Here is a 16,167-nt window from a genome sequence, read left to right on the forward strand (position 1 = left end):
CCTCAGATCACCTTCGCTTCGTTGCGAAGCTTGTTCACCAGTTCGGCCACGTCGGCCACCTTCACTCCGCCCTTGCGCGCCGCCGGTTCGGCATGGCGCACATGACGCAGGCGTGGCGCGACATCGACCCCGAGCTCGGCCGCCGGCAGCACGTCGAGTGGCTTCTTCTTCGCCTTCATGATGTTGGGCAGCGTGGCGTAGCGCGGCTCGTTCAGGCGCAGGTCGGCGGTAACCAGCGCCGGCAGCTTCAACTCGACGGTTTCCAGGCCACCATCGACCTCGCGCGTGACGCTCGCCGTTCCGGTGCCGATCACCAGCTTCGAGGCGAACGTGGCCTGCGGCCAGCCCATCAGCGCCGCCAGCATCTGGCCGGTCTGGTTGGCATCGTCGTCGATCGCCTGCTTGCCGCAGATCACCAGTTGCGGCTGCTCGCGTCCGGCCACCGCCTGCAGCAGCCTGGCCACCGCCAGCGGCTGCAACTCGACATCGGTCTCGACCAGGATGGCACGATCCGCGCCCATCGCCAGCGCAGCGCGCAGGGTTTCCTGCGACGCCGCCGTACCGCAGCTCACCGCCACCACTTCGGTCGCGGTACCCGCTTCACGCAGGCGCACGGCTTCCTCGACGGCGATCTCGTCGAAGGGGTTGATCGACATCTTCACGCCTGCCAGTTCGACCCCACTGTGGTCGGACTTGACCCGCACCTTCACGTTGTAATCGACGACCCGCTTCACCGGGACAAGAATCTTCAAAGCGTTCTCCTTGCAAACGAATGTTCGGGCAGCGGGCCGTCAGGCGGCCACTGCATCGCGGCGCAGCATCACCACGTTGTTGTCGAAGCTCACGAGCGTCTCTCCCCGCTGGTTGAAAAGCTCGAAGCGGGATACCAGCAAGCCGCGTTCGGGCCGGCTGCCGGGCTGGCGGTCGATATGGGTCACGCGCACCCGCAATTCGTCGCCCGCCACGCCGGGCCGGTGAAAGCGCAGCCGATCCCAGCCGCGTCCGGCGATCGAGGCCGTTTCCTCATGCACGATCGTATGGCTGAGCCGGATCGCGATCGACAGCAGATGCACGCCCGCGGCAAACAGCTGCCCGATCGGGGATTTCGCCGCAGCCGCCTCGTCCACATGAGGCGGAAACGGATCCCACTCGGCAGCAAAGCCCTTGATGTTCTCAGCCGTCAGCAGATAGCTCGCCGTCGACTCGCTCGGCGAGTCCAGGGTCACGTCTTCCCAGTAGATCACGCGCTCACCCCTTCGGCGGCAGGATAGTCGGTATAGCCTTGCGCGCCGGGCGTATACAGCGTCCTGCGGTCGAAGCCGGCCAGCGCCAGGCCGTGTTTCAGGCGGCCGACCAGATCCGGGTTGCCGATGTAATGGCGCGCGAAGGACACTGCCTCGCCCGCGCCGCCGGCGAGCGCCGCTTCGGCGGACGCGCCGTCGAAGCCGTCGTTGAGGATCAGGCCGCGGCCGAAGGCGGCGCGCGCCAGGGCGAAGGCGTCGATCCCCGGCACCGGCGCCCGCATCACATGCGCGTAGGCGAGTCCGAGACAGGCTGCGCGCCGCGCCAGTTCAGCGTGCGTTTCCGCCGGATCGCCGTCGCGGGTGTCGTTGTAGGTGTTGCCCGGATTGAAGCGCAGGCCCACCCGGCCCGCACCGATCGCGTCCGCCATCGCCTGCAGGCATTCCACCGCGAAACGCACCCGGTTGGCGGCACTGCCGCCGTATTCGTCCGTACGCAGATTGGTGCCGCTGCACATGAACTGCATCGGCAGGTAGCCGCTGGTGCAGTGCAGTTCGACGCCGTCGAAGCCGGCCTCGCGGGCATTGATCGCCGCCTGGCGGTGCTCGCCCACCACCGCGCGCACCTCGTCGGTGCCCAGCGCGCGCGGCATGTCGTAGGGCTGCATGCCGGCGCTGTCGGTGAACACCTCGCCCGCGGCGCGGATCGCCGACGGCGCCACGGTATCGACGCCGTCGCCCTTGACGTGGCGGCTGCCGATGCGGCCGGCATGCATGATCTGCAGCACGATGCGGCCGCCGCGCGCATGCACCGCATCGGTGAGCTTGCGCCAGCCGGCGACCTGCGCCGGCGTCGCGATGCCCGGCTGGCGGCAATAGGCCTGGCCGGTGGCGCTGGGCCAGGCGCCCTCGGCCACGATCAGGCCGGCATCGGCGCGCTGGGCATAGTGCGCCACCATCAGTTCGGTCGGCACGCCGGCGGCATCGGCCCGGTTGCGCGTCATCGGCGCCATCACGATGCGATTGGCGAGTTCGAGCTCGCCCAGCCTCAGCGGACTGAACAAATGCGGGAAAGCGGCCATGGCAGCACTCACAGCGCGGTCACCAGCACCGACGAGCGCCCGCCGTCGACCGGCAGGCTGGCGCCGGTGATGTAGGACGCCTCGTCGCTGGCGAGGAACAGGATGGCGTTGGCCAGCTCTTCGGGCTGGCCAACGCGCCCCATCGGGATCAGCTTCTCGGTGTTCCGGCGCGAAGCCTCGTCGGCCAGCATGCCGGCGGTGGCCGGCGTCTCGACGACGGCGGGGATCACCACATTGACGCGGATGCCGTGCGCCGCGCCTTCGGCCGCGGCCGCGCGCGAGAAATTGTCGACCGCCGCCTTGGCCGCGGAATAACCCGCCATCCACGGCGTACCGAGCTGGCCGCAGATCGACGACACGTTGACGATCGCGCCGCCCTTGCCCTTCATCAGCCGCATCGCGGCACGCGTGCCCCAGAAGGTGCCGTCGACCGAGGTGCTGAAATTGGCGTGCCAGTCGGCGGTCGACATCTCCTCGATGCTGCCCCAGGTGTAGGCCATCGCGTTGTTGACCAGAATGTCAAAGCGCCCGTGGCGTGCGGCCACGGCTTCCAGCGCGGCGGTGAAGCCGGTCTCGTCGCTGACGTCGGCCACCACCGCCTCGGCCTCGCCGCCCGCCGCGCCGATGCGCGCGACGACTTCATCCAGCGGCTCGCGGCGCCGGCCGCAAACGACCACCATCGCCCCTTCCTGCGCGAAGCGCTCCGCGGTGGCGGCGCCGATGCCGCTGCCGCCGCCCGTCACGAAAGCCACCTTGCCCTGCAAACGACCGGTCATGAATATCTCCTCTTGCCTGTATCCGGAAAGTCGGACTTGCGCCTTCCGGACAAGGGTAGGAAATCCGCCCCCGGCCGCCATCGTCCGTTGAGACTAAGAAACGGGCGGCGAGCGGACGGCGGCGGCCGTAGACGGAAAAAGCGGCCACGCGGCCGCCTCTTCGCTTCGCCGCACACACCCTCTCAGCCGGGGAAACGCACCCTGACACGCCCGCTGACAGGCAACGCCTGGCAGCACAAGGTCCAGCGCTTGGCCAGGTCCTTGGCATCGAGGACTTCGTTGTGGCGCAGGTGGACTTCGCCTTCGATCACCTGGCACATGCACGATGCGCACATCCCCGCCTGGCACGAATAGGGGGCGGCGACGCCGGCCTTGAGCGCCGCTTCGAGCAGGGTTTCGGTACCGGCGACTTCGAGGACATGCACTTCGCCATCGAGCTCGATCTCCACCGTGGCAGACTCGATCGCCGCCGCCGGCGCAGGCGCCGCGGCCTTGATCGCGGCGACGTCCTCCTCGTCGGGCAGCGATACGAAACGCTCGACATGCACCCGCTCGCCATCCACGCCGGCCAACTCCAGCGCGGAAACCATCGCGTCCATGAAGGCCGCCGGCCCGCAGATGAAGGCCTGCGCCGCAGCAAAAGGTCGCGCAAGCTCGGTCAGTTGCGCGACCGAGGGCACGCCCTGCACCGAATCGAGCCAGTGGATCACCTGCAGGCGGGCAGGATGCTGGGCCGCGAGGGCATTGAGTTCGTCGCGGAAGATCACCGAACGCTCGTCACGGTTGGCGTACAGCAGCCGGATCCGCCCCTGCCCGTGCGCCAGCGCCGAACGCAGGATCGAGAACACCGGCGTGATGCCGCTGCCGCCGGCGCACAGCAGGAAATCTTCCTGCAGCGAAACCGGGGTGAATACTCCGGCCGGGGCCAGCACCTCGAGTACATCGCCGGGACGGATCTTGTCGCACACCCAGTTCGAGCCCCGCCCTCCGCTGACGCGCTTGACCGTCACGCGCAGGCTGGCATCGAGCGTGGGCGCACTCGACATCGAGTAGCAGCGCGGCAGGTGGCGGCCCAGCACCGGAAGCCGCAGGGTCAGGAACTGCCCGGGGCGGTACTTGAAGGCGTCGGCCAGTTCGGCCGGCACCTCGAATACGAGCGACCTGGCGTCGTGCGTTTCGTCGATGACCGCACTGACCTTCAGGCGATGATAGTGCTGGGCTGTCATGTCCTCACCTGCTCCTTTCGCAGCCGGCGCTCAGATGTACGGATCGGCGTTGGGCAGGCCGAGCATCACCGCGCCATGCGCGCGCGCATAGGCATCGCTGTTGTTGGCGATATGGCCGCGCGCCTGGTGGATGTCGCGGAACACACGCTCGATCGGGTTGCCCTTGTACATCCCCGACGCGGCCCCGGCGCGCATCAGCTCGCTGGCCGCCGCGGCGCACAGCTTGGGCACCTGGGAGGCCTGGGCGCGCTGCATCAGGCGCTCCTCGACCGTCATCTGCGCGCCCGTCCTGGCGCACTCGACGATGCGGGCGTAGTTGCGGAACAGCACCAGCTTGAGCTGGTCGGAGGCCATCATCGCCTCGGACACCGCCAGTTGCGCATTGACGTCCTCCGCCGTCTTCGCGCCGTGCTTGCCGACGTGGGCAGCGGCGCGCTCGCGGAAGCTGGCGATCGCGCCGTCGAGGGCGCCGATGCAGGCCGACGACACCGCGCGCTGGAAGACCTGGGTGAAGGGAATCCTGTACACCCAGCCCGGATTCGTCTGGCGGCCGGGGCAGCCGGCATCGCTGTGGTCGTTGGTGTGATGGGTGCGATGCGCCGGGACGAAGGCGCCATCGACCACGATGTCGTGGCTGCCGGTGGCGCGCAGGCCGAGCACGTCCCAGTTGCGCTCGATGCGGAAGTCCGACTTCGGCAGCAGGAAGGTGGCGTGCTCCAGCGCGCCGGAGCCGTCCTTCTTCGGCAGCAGGCCGCCGAGGAAGATCCAGTCGCAATGATCGACACCGCTCGAGAAGCCCCAGCGCCCGGAGAAGCGGTAGCCGCCCTCGACCGGCTCGGCCTTGCCGGTCGGCATGTAGGTCGAGGCGATCAGCACCGAGGTGCCCTCCGCCCACACGTCCTGCTGGGCCTGCTCCGGGAACAGCGGCAGCTGCCAGTTGTGCACGCCGATCACGCCGTAGATCCAGGCGGTGGACATGCAGCCCTCGGCGAGCGTCATCTGGATGCGGTAGAACACGCGCGGATCGAGTTCGTAGCCGCCGAAGCGCCTGGGCTGGAGCACGCGGAACAGGCCCGCCTCGTTCATCTCCCGCACCGTGTCGGCCGGCACCATGCCGGCGCGCTCGGCTTCGAGCGCACGTTCGGCGAGCGTCGGCACCATCGCCCTGGCCCGCGCCAGCAGCTCGACCGCCTCCAGCGTCATGTAGTCCTCGGCCGCATTGCCAAGAACGTGATCTTCTCCAACTACGCCCATTTTCGTGTCCTCCGTGATCGCCGGGAAAGGCATTTTTCCGCTGCATGGTTCTACCGCGACGGAGGCAATTTCCCACACGCCGGAAAGGCGCTCATCGTCTGAACGGACGACCAGGCCAAGCGGCGGGGGACGAAGGGTTCTTTCACGCCGCCGGCAAGCGCTCAGCGCCCGGCCGCCGGCAATATCCTCTCCGCCACCAGTTCGGCGACATCGAACACCTTGCGCTCCGGCCCCTCGCGCGACGCGCTCGAACCGAGCATCAGCAGGCAGAACGAGCACGAGGTGGCGATCTTGCCCGCACCGGTGTCGAGCGCCTCGCGGGTGCGCACGTCGTTGATGCGCGCGCTGCCGCTGTTGCCCGCGCTCCAGTAGTTGCAGCCGCCGGCGCCGCAGCACATGCTGTCCTTCCTGCTGCGCGGCATCTCGATCAGCGTGCCGAGCGCGGACAGGACCTTGCGCGGCTCCTCGACGATGTCGTTGTGGCGCGCGAGGTAGCACGGGTCGTGGAAGGTGATCAGTTCGGCATCGTCACGCGCCACCTGCAGGCGGCCCTGCGCGATCAGTTCCTCGATCAGCACGGAGTGCGGAATCGTCACCCAGTCCGCTCCCAGTTCCGGGTAGTAGCGGTCGAAGCTGTTGAAGCAGTGCGCGCACATCGTGATCACCTTGCGGATGCCGCGCTCGCCGAAGGCTTCGATGTTGTCCTGCGCCATGTCCACGAACTGGATCTCGTTGCCCGCCATCTTCGCCGGATCGCCGGTGCAGCGCGCCTCGCCCAGCACGCCGTAGGACACGCCCGCGGCCTCGAGGATGCGCACCATGGCGCGGGCGACCTCCTGCGCGCGCTCCTCGTAGGTCACCGCGCAGCCCAGCCACAGCAGGTATTCGGTCTTGCCCGCCTCGAACAAGGGGATGTCCAGCCCCTTGCACCAGTCGTCCGGGTTGGCCGAAGTGCCGGCAAAGGGATGGCCGCGCGCCTCCAGGTTGCGGTTCGCCAGCGCCAGCGTGTCCGGCATCTCGGAACGGTCCATCACCAGGTTGCGGCGGAATTCCAGGATGATCTCCGCCGGGCTGTTGCTCACCGGGCATTCCTCCACGCAGGCGGCGCAGGTCGTGCAGTCGAAGATGGCTTCGCTGCCGACCTCGTCGATCAGCTGCGCGTCGTCGGCCCGGCCCTGCTCGAGATACTCGGCACAGGTCAGCATGACTTTCTTGGGCGACAGCGCCTTGCCCGTCTGCGCCGCCGGGCAGACTTCCTGGCAGCGGCCGCAGCCGAGACAGGCCGACAGGTCGAGCAGGCTCTTGCGCGGCAGCTCGCTCAGGCGGGTGGCGCCCAGGCGCAGCGAATCCTCGTCGGCGTCGAAATCGATCGGCGCGAGCTGGATGCCCGGGCGCGGCCGCGCCAGCGCCGAGTTGGCGGGGCCGAGCAGCATGTGCGACAGCGGCGTATAGGCGATCAGCGCGATGAAGCTCACGCCCAGCAGACCATGCCCCCACCACATCAGCGTTTCTCCCCAAGCCAGGCTTGCGGCGTCCAGCCCGGCCAGCCCTGCCGCCAGCGCGCTGCCGACGAACTCTCCGGCCGGCGCCGCCGGCAGCGTCGCCAGCCTGAAGGCCTCGGCGACGAAACCGGCGACGACCGTCAGCAGCAGCAGCACCTCCATGGCGACGAAACCCTTGCGCTCTCCGCCCTCGACCAGGCGCGGCAAGCGGCCGAGGCGGCGCAGGAGGAAGAACGCGGCACCCGACAGCATCGCCAGGCCGGCCAGCTCGCGCGCCCAGCGCATGACCACGGTGCCGAACCAGCCCGCATAGACATCCACGCCGACGAAGCTCAGCGCGAAGCTCGCATGGCCGACGATCGCCACCACCGCCCCGCCCAGCAGCAGCGCATGGGCCAGGCCGGCCACCGGGCGCTTCCACAGGCGCTCGGCCAGCAGCGCGCGCCGCACGAAGCTGTGCGCATTGAACGCCCGCCCGGCAAAGCTCCGCCCCGCAGCGGGAGGCGGCCCGGCGCGGCCCTGCCCGATGCGCCGGCCGTAGCGGCGCAAGCCGAGGACGAGGGCAGCGAGGGCCGCGCTCAGCAGCAGCGCGAGGATGAAATATTCGATCACCGATGGAGAAGACATCTGCGACATCCCTGTTCAGTCTCTGCCCGGCTGCCGGCCTCGCACGGCCGGCTCAGCGCTTGAGAATGGCGGCCGTGGCATTGCCGCCGAGGCCGTTCGTCTGCGCCAGGCCGACGCGCGCATCCGGCACCTGCCGCGCCCCGGCTTCGCCGCGCAGCTGCCAGGTCAGCTCGGCAATCTGGAACACGCCCATTGCCGTCGTGGCCTCGCCGAAGGAGACGAAGCCGCCCGAAGGATTGATCGGCATGCGGCCGCCGGGCGCGGTCTCGCCGGCCTCGACGAGGCGCTCCGCCTCGCCCGCTTCGCACAGCCCCCACTCCTCGGGGAAAGCCAGCTCGTAATAGCAGGTGTTGTCCTGCAGCTCGGTGAAGCCGATCTCGCGCGGACCGATGCCGGCGCGCTCGAAAGCGCGCAGCACCGCCGCCCTGGCCTCGGTATGCAGGCTCGGACCCGCCGGCACCGGCCCCGCCAGGCTGCGCGGCAGCGCGTCGTCGAAGGCGATCGTGGCCACGGTGCTGGTCGCCACCGTGATCGGCCTGCGCGTGAAGCGGCGCGCCATCGCCGCCGAACAGATGACCGCGGCAGCGGCGCCATTGGACACCGGGCAGATCTCGAACAGGCGCAGCGGATCGCTGACGTAGGGCGAGGCCAGCACCTCCTCCACCGTCACCGCCTTGCGGAAGCGCGCGTAGGGATTGCCCACCGCGCACTGGCGGGCCTTGACCGTGACCCTGGCCATCTGTTCTTCGGTGGTGCCATGGTCGTGCATGCGGCGGCGCGCGAGCGTGGCCCAGAACGACGGCCCCGGCATGCCGACGCAGCGCTGGCGCAGGAATTCGGGATCGGCGGCATCCTCGACGCCGGAAGTCTGGATCATGCCCCTGGGCATCACCTCGCCGCCGACCACCAGCATCATGTCGTAGATGCCGCCCGCCACCAGCGAGTAGCCCACGTTGAAGGCGTTGCCGCCCGCCGCGCAGCCGGCCGAAAGGTTGTAGACCGGAACGCCGGTGCCGCCGAGATCCTCGACCACGTCGTTGCCGTTCAGGCCCCAGCCCTTGCCTCCGGAGAAGCGGGAGCTGGCGGCCGACACCGCCTCGATCTGCCGCCACGACACGCCCGCGTCCTTGAGCGCCATGTCCACCGCCGCCCGGCACAGTTCGGTGACCGACTTGTTGCCCACGGCCTCGTCCCCGGTCTTGCCGAAGCGGTGCATGCCCACTCCCAGCACCACGACTTCACGCATGTTCCCTGCTCCCCCGGCTCAGCTCGAATTTCCAGGAAGTGAAAGCCTTCCCGTCCTCGTGATAGATCGGTGCCACCACCAGATCGACGCGGGCGCCGACACGCATGTCGGCCGCCTCGCCCACCATCTGCCCCACCACCCGCAGCCCCTGGTCCAGATCGACCACCCCGATCACATAGGGCCGGAACGGCTCATCGAACCTGTGCGGCGCAGGCGGGGCGAAGTTCGCCACCGAATAGCTCCACAGCGTTCCGCCGCCACCGAAGGCCTGCGGCTCCAGCGCCGATTCCGCGCACGACGGATTGCGGCAATGGGAAGGCGCCGGAAAGTACGGCGTCCCGCAGCTTCGGCAGCGGGCACCCAGCAGGCTTGCCCCCCCTTCCTCGGTGAACAGGCCGGGCACGCAAGGTTCGCGCAATTCGCTCATCGTTCCCTCCTCAGGCCCGGGCCGCGCGGATCAGCTCGGGCAGCAGCTCGACGCAGTCGCCGACCACGCCGTAACGCGCGTAACGGAAGATCGCGGCATCGGGGTCCTTGTTGATGGCGACGATGGTCTTCGCCGCCGAGCACCCCGCCATGTGCTGACTGGCGCCGGAGATGCCGACCGCGATGTAGAGGCCGGGGCGGGTGATCTTGCCGGTCAGGCCGACCTGGTGCGACGAATCGATCCAGCCGTCGTCGACGATCGCGCGCGAGCCGCCCCACATGCCGCCCAGGGCATCGGCCATCTGCTTGACCAGCTCGAAGTTCTCGCGCTTGCCCAGGCCGCGGCCGCCGGAGACGATGATCTCCGCATCCTCCAGCCGCTGTTCCGGCACCTGCGGCGCCGATACGAGCTCGAAGCCGGGCGTGGCGGCGCCGGCATCCACCGCGACGCGGCTGATCTCCACCTCGCAGGCCGTCGCCGCCTTGCGCGCCGCCAGCGCAGTGGTGACCACCGACAGCACGTTGCGCGGCGCCGTCAGCAGGTATTCGGCACGGGTGTCGCCGCCATAGGCGCTGACCTCCGCCTTCAGGCCTCCCTCGGCGCCGGCCAGCGCCACCACGTTGGCCAGCACCGGCAGGCCGAGGCGGCCGGCCACGCGCGCAGCGACGACGCGGCCCTCGACCGTCTGGTTGAACAGCACCAGTTCGGGCATCTGCGCCCGGCAATAGCCGGCAAGGACCGCGACGCGGGCATCCACGCCCTGCGGCGAGACGTCGATCACGTCAACGTGGCGCACGCCATGCAGCGCCGCAAGGGCGGCGGCCTCCCGCTCCAGCTCCGCAGTCACCGCCCAGCGCAGCTCGAGGCCACGCCCAGCAGCCAGGTCGGCAGCCAGGGTCAGGGCCTCCGCAGCCCCTCCCTCGATTTTTTCACCCCAGGAAAACAGCACGACAGCCATGGCATTCGCTCCTTGATTCATGTTGATCCGATTCGGCATCGGCCGCCGGGCCACTGGCGCGATTCCGCACGATCTGCCACGCAGTCTAATCGGGCGCATTCATCCGGGGCGGCGGCCATCGAATCAGTTGGGGCCTTAGCCATTTCATTTCCGGACAGCGTGCCGCCGCGCGAATTTCTGCATCGCCATTGCCGCAATTCGCCTTCATTGCAAAGACTCCATTCCTCCCATCCGGCTGCACACAGGAGATGTCCGCATCTGCCATTACTCCGGCCACTTCCGAAACCCGGCGGCGAAACCGGCTTTTCTTGCGCTGGCTAGAATGGAATCCGGTATCGGGGGCATGCGACGCGATTCATGCGAACCGTTTTTTCAGGAATCATTCAGAGGGCAATCATGGATTTCGAGTTTTCGGAACAGGAATGCGAGTTTCTGCGCGAGGTCGATCGCTTTCTCGCCGAGAATCATGATCCGCAGGTGATGGACGTGACGCGCGAAAACATGGCTCAAGTATGCGACACGCCCGAGCGCCGCGCCTTCATGAAGAAGCTCGCCGCCCGCGGCTGGCTGGGCATCACCTGGCCGAAGAAGTACGGCGGCCAGGACGGCGCGGGATTCTACGAATACCTGCTCAATGAAAAACTGTCCTCCGTCGGCGCACCGCAGATCGGCAAGGGCATCGGCATCATCGGCAAGACGCTGATCAAGGTCGGCTCGGAAAAACTGAAGGCCGAATTCCTGCCGAAGATTCTCGACGCATCGATCGAATTCGCCGTCGGCTATTCCGAACCGAACGCCGGCTCCGATTCGGCCGCGATGCGCCTGAAGGCGGAGCGCCACGGCGAGGGCTGGATGCTCAACGGCCAGAAAGTGTTCACCACTTCCGCGCATTTCGCCGACTGGTACTGGGTCGGCGCGCGCACCGATCCCGACGCGCCCAAGCACCACGGCATTTCGCTGTTCCTGGTGCCGATGAACCACCCCGGGCTCACCCTCCATCCGATGTACACGATGGGCAACGAACGCACCAACGCGGTGTTCTTCGACAACGTCTTCGTCCATGACGACTACCGCGTCGGCGAGCTCAACAAGGGCTTCCAGTACATCGCCGAGGCGCTGGACATCGAGCGCTTCACGATGTTCACGCTGTCGCCGATCCGCGGCCGCATGGAACTGCTGTGCGACCACGTGCGCACGGCGAGCCGCGACGGCAGGCCGCTGCGCGAAGACCCCGTCATCCGCCAGCGCATCGCCCAGCTCGCCACCGAATGCGAAGTGGCGCGCGTGCTCAGCATCAGGTTCGTCGATGCCGCGCTCAACAGCGACAAGACGCCGACCAACGAAGCTTCCCAGTACAAGCTCTATGCCACCGAGCTGTCGCGCCGCATCGCCGACGCCACCATGGACATCGTCGGCCCCGGCGCACAGCTGGCGCTGGGCACCGAGGACGCCCCGCTGCGCGGCCGCGCCGAGAGCTGCTACACCTACACGGTGATCGACACCATCGGCGGCGGCGCCTCGGAAGTGCAGAAGAACATCATCGCCAAGCGCAAGCTCGGCCTGCCGAAGAACTTCTGAGTAAGCGGGACGAAACGCATGACCTCGATGAAGGACCTCATCGTTCTCGATCTCGCCAGCGTCGGCCCCGCCGCGCGCGCGTCGCGCCTGCTGGCCGACTTCGGCATGCAGGTGATCAAGGTCGCCCCGGTGCAGGCCAGGGGCGCCAAGCAGGTCGACCCGGTGTTCCATGCCTACGGCGCGGGGCGCGGCATGCGCCGCATGCGTGTCGACCTGAAGGCGGAAAAGGGCCGCAAGCTGATGCGCCACCTGGCCTCCTGCGCCGACGTCTTCATCGAGAGCTACCGCCCCGGCGTCGCCGCGCGGCTCGGCATCGGCCACGAGGAACTGTGCGCGCTCAACCCGCGCCTGGTGTACTGCTCGACGAGCGGCTACGGGCAGGACGGCCCCTACGCCGGCTGGGTCGGGCACGACATCAACTACCAGGCCGTCAGCGGCTATCTCGCCTGCAGCGCGCGCGATGCCGATGGCGTCCCGGCGCTGCCCGGCGCGACCGTCGCCGATGGCGCCGGCGGCGGCATGCATGCCGCGCTGTCCATCCTCGCCGCGCTGCTCGAGCGCAGCCACAGCGGCCGCGGCAAGTACCTGGACGTGTCGGTCACCGACGGCATGCTCAACCTGATGTCGCTGTACGTGGACCAGTACCTCGCCACCGGCGAGGACACCGGCCCGGGCTCGGGCGTGCTCACCGGCAGGTACGCCTGGTACGGCGTCTATGCCACGCGCGACGGCAGGTTCCTGTCCGTCGGCGCGATCGAGAACCACTTCTTCCGCAAGCTGTGCGCCCTGCTCGAACTCGGGCAGTTCGCCGAGCGCCAGTACGACGCCGCGGCCCAGGCGGACATGCGCAGCGCCTTCCGCGCCCGCTTCCTCAGCCGCGACCGCGACGAATGGGTGGCGCTGCTGGCCGCTGCGGACACCTGCGTCGCACCGGTGCTGTCGGTGCCGGAAGTGTGCGCCGATCCACACTTGCGCGCGCGCGCCAGCTTCACCGCCGCGCTGCATCCGGAACATGGCGAGTTCGAGCAGCTCGCCCCCCTGCTCGCCGGCAGCGAGCGCAATGTCCCGCCGCACGCCGTTGCGCGCCCGGGGCACACCGATACCGACGAAATCCTGCGCGCCGCCGCACTGAGCGCAGCCGAGATCGAAACGCTGCGTGCAGAGGGTTGCGTCGAATGAGCGGCACCGCCCATCCCTCCGCCGCCAAGGACAAGACTTCAAGGAGCGAAGCTTCATGAGTGCAGCAGACGACCTGCCGGACGCCGTGCGCAAGATGATCGGCGTGCCGATGTACGAGGCGCGCAGCGAATTCCCGATCGAGATCGGCTACGTCTACAACACCTGCGCGGCCGTCGGCAACGGCAACCCCCTGTACTGGGACGACGAAACCGCGCAAGCCGTCGCCGGCGGCCGGATCGCGCCGCCGACGATGCTGTCGGTGTGGTTCAGGCCGCACTACTGGGCGCCGGGCGCGAGCGGCGAACGCAAGGCGATGCAGGCGCATTTCGACCTCAAGGCGCTGCTCGCGCTGCCCGAAGCGGTGGTCGCCAGCAACGAGGCCAGCTTCGGCGAACCGGTGCGCATCGGCGACGTGCTCACGACCTGCCAGATCGTGCGCTCGATCGGCCCGCTCAAGCAGACCCGCCTGGGTACCGGCCGCTTCTGGACGGTGGATGTGCGCAGCACCAACCAGCACGGCGACTGGGTCGGCACCGAAAGCTACACCTTCCTCGGCTACCGGAGGCCCGGACAATGAACACGAACAGCACGCCGCGCCTGCTCTTCGGCGACCTCGAGGTGGGCGGCCGCCTGCCCCCGCTCAGCCACCGGGTGACGGCGACCACGGTGGTGCTGGGCGCGCTCGCCAGCCGCGACTGGCGGCCGATGCACCACGACAAGGATTTCGCCATCGAGCGCAACGGCACGCGCGACATCTTCATCAACACGCCCAACAACGCCGCCTGGTTCGAGCGCTACATCACCGACTGGACAGGGCCTTTCGGCCGCCTCGGGCGCCTCTCCTTCCAGATGAAGACGCCGGTGTTCCCCGGCGACGAGATGCGCTTCGACGGCACGATCACCGCACTCGCCACCGACGGCGAAGGCTGCGGCTGGGTCGATCTCGAACTCGACATCAGCGTCGACGGGCAGACCCGCACCGTCGGCACGGCCCGCGTCGCCGTTCCCGCCGATGCCGCCGACAACCCCTGGAAACGCAGGGGCGCCCGCTGGCAACCCTGATCCACTCACACAGCCAGGCCCCGACGGGCCGCTCACGAAACCGATAGAGGCCACACATGGATCTGAAGTTCACCGACGAACAGAACATGCTCCGCGACATGACCCGCGATCTGTGCAGCGATTACAGCGGCATCGACGTGGTGCGCGCAATGGAGAACGACCCGGTCGGCATGCCCGCCGACCTGTGGGCACAGATGCAGCAGACCGGCCTGCTCGGCATGCGCATTCCCGAAGCGCACGGCGGCATGGGCCTGAGCCTGCTCGACTGCGCCGTCATCTACGAACAGCTCGGGCGCTTCCTCGCCCCCGGGCCCTATTTCGACAGCACCCTGATGAGCGCCGGCGCCCTGGTGCACGCCGGCGACGGCGCCTGGCAGGCCGAACTGCTGCCCGCGATCGCCGCCGGCGAGCAGATCGTGGTGCCGGCCTGGCTCGAAGCGGACGGCGGCTTCGGTCCCGCCGGGGTGCAGCTGCGCGCGCAGCCCGACGGCGACCACTACCTGCTCGAAGGGGTGAAGCGGCACGTATTTCATGCCCGCGCCGCGCACCGGCTGCTGGTGCTGGCCCGTACCGGCGAAGGCGCGGAAGCGATCTCGCTGTTCGTCGTCGATGCCGACAGCCCGGGCCTGCACTACGAACAGCAGCGCTCGATGGCTTCGGACACCCAGTACAAGCTGACTTTCGACAAGGTGCGCATCCCCCGCTCGGCCCGCGTCGGCGCCGAGCACGCCGGCTGGGCGGCATGGAACGCCGCCATGCGCGAAGGCATCGTGCTGCTGGCCGCCTGGGCCGCCGGCGGCGCCGAGCGCGCGCTCGAGATCACCGTGCAGTATTCGAAGGACCGCGAACAGTTCGGCAAGCCGATCGGCGCCTTCCAGGCCCTGGCCCATTACATGGCCGACGCCAGCACCGTGGTCGAGGGCGCCAGGACGCTCGTGCTCGAGGCGGCCTGGGCGCACGCGGCGGGCAAACCCATCGACCGCCTCGCGCCGATGGCCAAGCTTTTCGCCGCGAAAGCCTTCCGCGACGTCACCGCGATGGCGCAGCAGGTCCACGGCGGCATCGGCTTCACCCTCGACTACGACATCCAGCTCTACTACCGCCGCGCCAAGCAGCTGCAGATGAACTGGTGGGACTCGCGCCATCTCGAGGACCTGGTCGCCGCAGCGGTGCTCGACGGCAGCGGGCGCAGCATCGACGACCCTTTCACGGTCTAGCCGCCGGGCAGGCGCGGAACGGAGCGGCAAGCACCATGGCCAGACCCAACCCCAGCTACGGCGCCGGCGTGTTCCGCCGGCGCATCCGCCTGCATGCTGCCGCAAATACGGTCAGCGTCGCCCTCGAGGACGGCAACCACGGCTTTCGCATCCAGCTGCGCCACGACGGCGAACGGGTGACGGACATCGGCGTGGATGCCCTGCGCCATCCCTTCGACACCTGCCCCGAGGCGGCCGGCCCGCTGCAGCGCATCGTCGGCCACAGGCTCGACAGTCCCATGCAGGCGCTGCGCGACCGCGTCGTGCCCGGCGAGAACTGCACCCACCTGTTCGACATGGCTGCCCTCGCGGTCAGCCACGCCGGGCACAGCGACGCGGTGCTCGAGTACGACATGGCGGTGGAAGACGACAAGGGGCGGCCGGCACGCGTCGACATCCGCTGCAACGGCCGCCAGGTCCACGCCTGGGAAGTCGAGGCACACCACGTCGTGGCGCCGCCGGCGCTCGCCGGCAAGCCGATGATGCGCGGCTTCCACGCCTGGGCCGCCGCCTGCTTCGACGGACCGGAACTCGAAGCCGCGATCGCCCTGCAGCGCGCCTACTTCGTCGCCCAGAGCCGGCGCTTCAGCTTCGACCCGCCCGAGGCCAACCCCGGCATCGCCGACGGCATGCCGCAGGGCAGTTGCTATTCGTACAACCCCGGCGCGGTGGAACGCGCCCTGCGCAGCGCCGGCACGGTGCGCGACTTCACCCACGCCGCGGACAAACTGCTCCGCTTCGAACCCTGAACGA

16 protein-coding genes are annotated in these 16,167 nt (G+C 68.9%); 6 read left to right on the forward strand and 10 right to left on the reverse strand.

What is annotated here, in order from left to right; all coding sequences use genetic code 11:
* Positions 1-2 precede the first annotated feature (2 nt).
* The 10 genes from ACNQFN_RS16805 to ACNQFN_RS16850 form a co-directional block, all read right to left on the reverse strand.
* Positions 3-752, reverse strand: coding sequence for an electron transfer flavoprotein subunit beta/FixA family protein (locus ACNQFN_RS16805; RefSeq protein WP_068637328.1), 750 nt, complete (start codon positions 750-752; stop codon positions 3-5).
* Positions 753-791: 39 nt separating this feature from the next.
* Positions 792-1,244, reverse strand: coding sequence for a MaoC/PaaZ C-terminal domain-containing protein (locus ACNQFN_RS16810; RefSeq protein WP_418647032.1), 453 nt, complete (start codon positions 1,242-1,244; stop codon positions 792-794).
* Positions 1,241-2,323, reverse strand: coding sequence for an alkene reductase (locus ACNQFN_RS16815; RefSeq protein ID WP_068637332.1), 1,083 nt, complete (start codon positions 2,321-2,323; stop codon positions 1,241-1,243). Before ACNQFN_RS16815 ends, ACNQFN_RS16810 begins: the two co-directional genes overlap by 4 nt.
* Before the next feature lie 8 nt (positions 2,324-2,331).
* Complete coding sequence (locus ACNQFN_RS16820) at positions 2,332-3,099, reverse strand: SDR family NAD(P)-dependent oxidoreductase (RefSeq protein ID WP_068637334.1); 768 nt, start codon at positions 3,097-3,099, stop codon at positions 2,332-2,334.
* Positions 3,100-3,281: 182 nt separating this feature from the next.
* Complete coding sequence (locus tag ACNQFN_RS16825) at positions 3,282-4,325, reverse strand: ferredoxin--NADP reductase (RefSeq protein ID WP_068637336.1); 1,044 nt, start codon at positions 4,323-4,325, stop codon at positions 3,282-3,284.
* Between the two features lie 30 nt (positions 4,326-4,355).
* A complete protein-coding gene (locus tag ACNQFN_RS16830; protein WP_068637366.1) occupies positions 4,356-5,579 on the reverse strand; it encodes an acyl-CoA dehydrogenase family protein in 1,224 nt (407 codons plus the stop codon).
* 161 nt (positions 5,580-5,740) lie between these two features.
* Complete coding sequence (locus tag ACNQFN_RS16835; protein ID WP_157659155.1) at positions 5,741-7,708, reverse strand: (Fe-S)-binding protein; 1,968 nt, start codon at positions 7,706-7,708, stop codon at positions 5,741-5,743.
* A 52-nt stretch (positions 7,709-7,760) separates the two neighbouring features.
* Entirely contained in the window at positions 7,761-8,954 is a 1,194-nt protein-coding gene (locus ACNQFN_RS16840) for a thiolase C-terminal domain-containing protein (protein WP_068637339.1), read from the reverse strand.
* The gene (locus tag ACNQFN_RS16845; protein ID WP_068637341.1) at positions 8,947-9,381 is read right to left on the reverse strand and encodes a Zn-ribbon domain-containing OB-fold protein; all 435 of its coding nucleotides are present in this window, start codon (positions 9,379-9,381) and stop codon (positions 8,947-8,949) included. Before ACNQFN_RS16845 ends, ACNQFN_RS16840 begins: the two co-directional genes overlap by 8 nt.
* A 10-nt stretch (positions 9,382-9,391) precedes the next feature.
* Positions 9,392-10,339, reverse strand: coding sequence for an electron transfer flavoprotein subunit alpha/FixB family protein (locus ACNQFN_RS16850; protein ID WP_068637343.1), 948 nt, complete (start codon positions 10,337-10,339; stop codon positions 9,392-9,394).
* A 396-nt stretch (positions 10,340-10,735) separates the two neighbouring features.
* Here ACNQFN_RS16850 and ACNQFN_RS16855 point away from each other — a divergent pair, with 396 nt between their 5' ends.
* From ACNQFN_RS16855 to ACNQFN_RS16880, 6 genes are read left to right on the forward strand one after another with little or no spacing between them, the layout of a single operon-like run.
* A complete protein-coding gene (locus tag ACNQFN_RS16855) occupies positions 10,736-11,917 on the forward strand; it encodes an acyl-CoA dehydrogenase family protein (protein WP_068637345.1) in 1,182 nt (393 codons plus the stop codon).
* An 18-nt stretch (positions 11,918-11,935) separates the two neighbouring features.
* The gene (locus tag ACNQFN_RS16860; protein ID WP_068637347.1) at positions 11,936-13,096 is read left to right on the forward strand and encodes a CaiB/BaiF CoA transferase family protein; all 1,161 of its coding nucleotides are present in this window, start codon (positions 11,936-11,938) and stop codon (positions 13,094-13,096) included.
* Between the two features lie 55 nt (positions 13,097-13,151).
* A complete protein-coding gene (locus tag ACNQFN_RS16865; protein WP_068637349.1) occupies positions 13,152-13,673 on the forward strand; it encodes a MaoC family dehydratase in 522 nt (173 codons plus the stop codon).
* Entirely contained in the window at positions 13,670-14,158 is a 489-nt protein-coding gene (locus tag ACNQFN_RS16870) for a MaoC/PaaZ C-terminal domain-containing protein (RefSeq protein WP_068637351.1), read from the forward strand. Before ACNQFN_RS16865 ends, ACNQFN_RS16870 begins: the two co-directional genes overlap by 4 nt.
* Positions 14,159-14,214: 56 nt before the next feature.
* Positions 14,215-15,375: an acyl-CoA dehydrogenase family protein gene (locus tag ACNQFN_RS16875; protein ID WP_068637353.1), complete on the forward strand. Its 1,161-nt coding sequence runs from the start codon at positions 14,215-14,217 to the stop codon at positions 15,373-15,375.
* Positions 15,376-15,410: 35 nt separating this feature from the next.
* On the forward strand, positions 15,411-16,163 hold the full coding sequence (locus ACNQFN_RS16880) for a DUF2889 domain-containing protein (protein ID WP_068637355.1): 753 nt from the start codon (positions 15,411-15,413) through the stop codon (positions 16,161-16,163).
* Positions 16,164-16,167: the final 4 nt, after the last annotated feature.

The organism is Thauera butanivorans (genome assembly GCF_048398245.1).
Classification (GTDB): domain Bacteria; phylum Pseudomonadota; class Gammaproteobacteria; order Burkholderiales; family Rhodocyclaceae; genus Thauera; species Thauera butanivorans.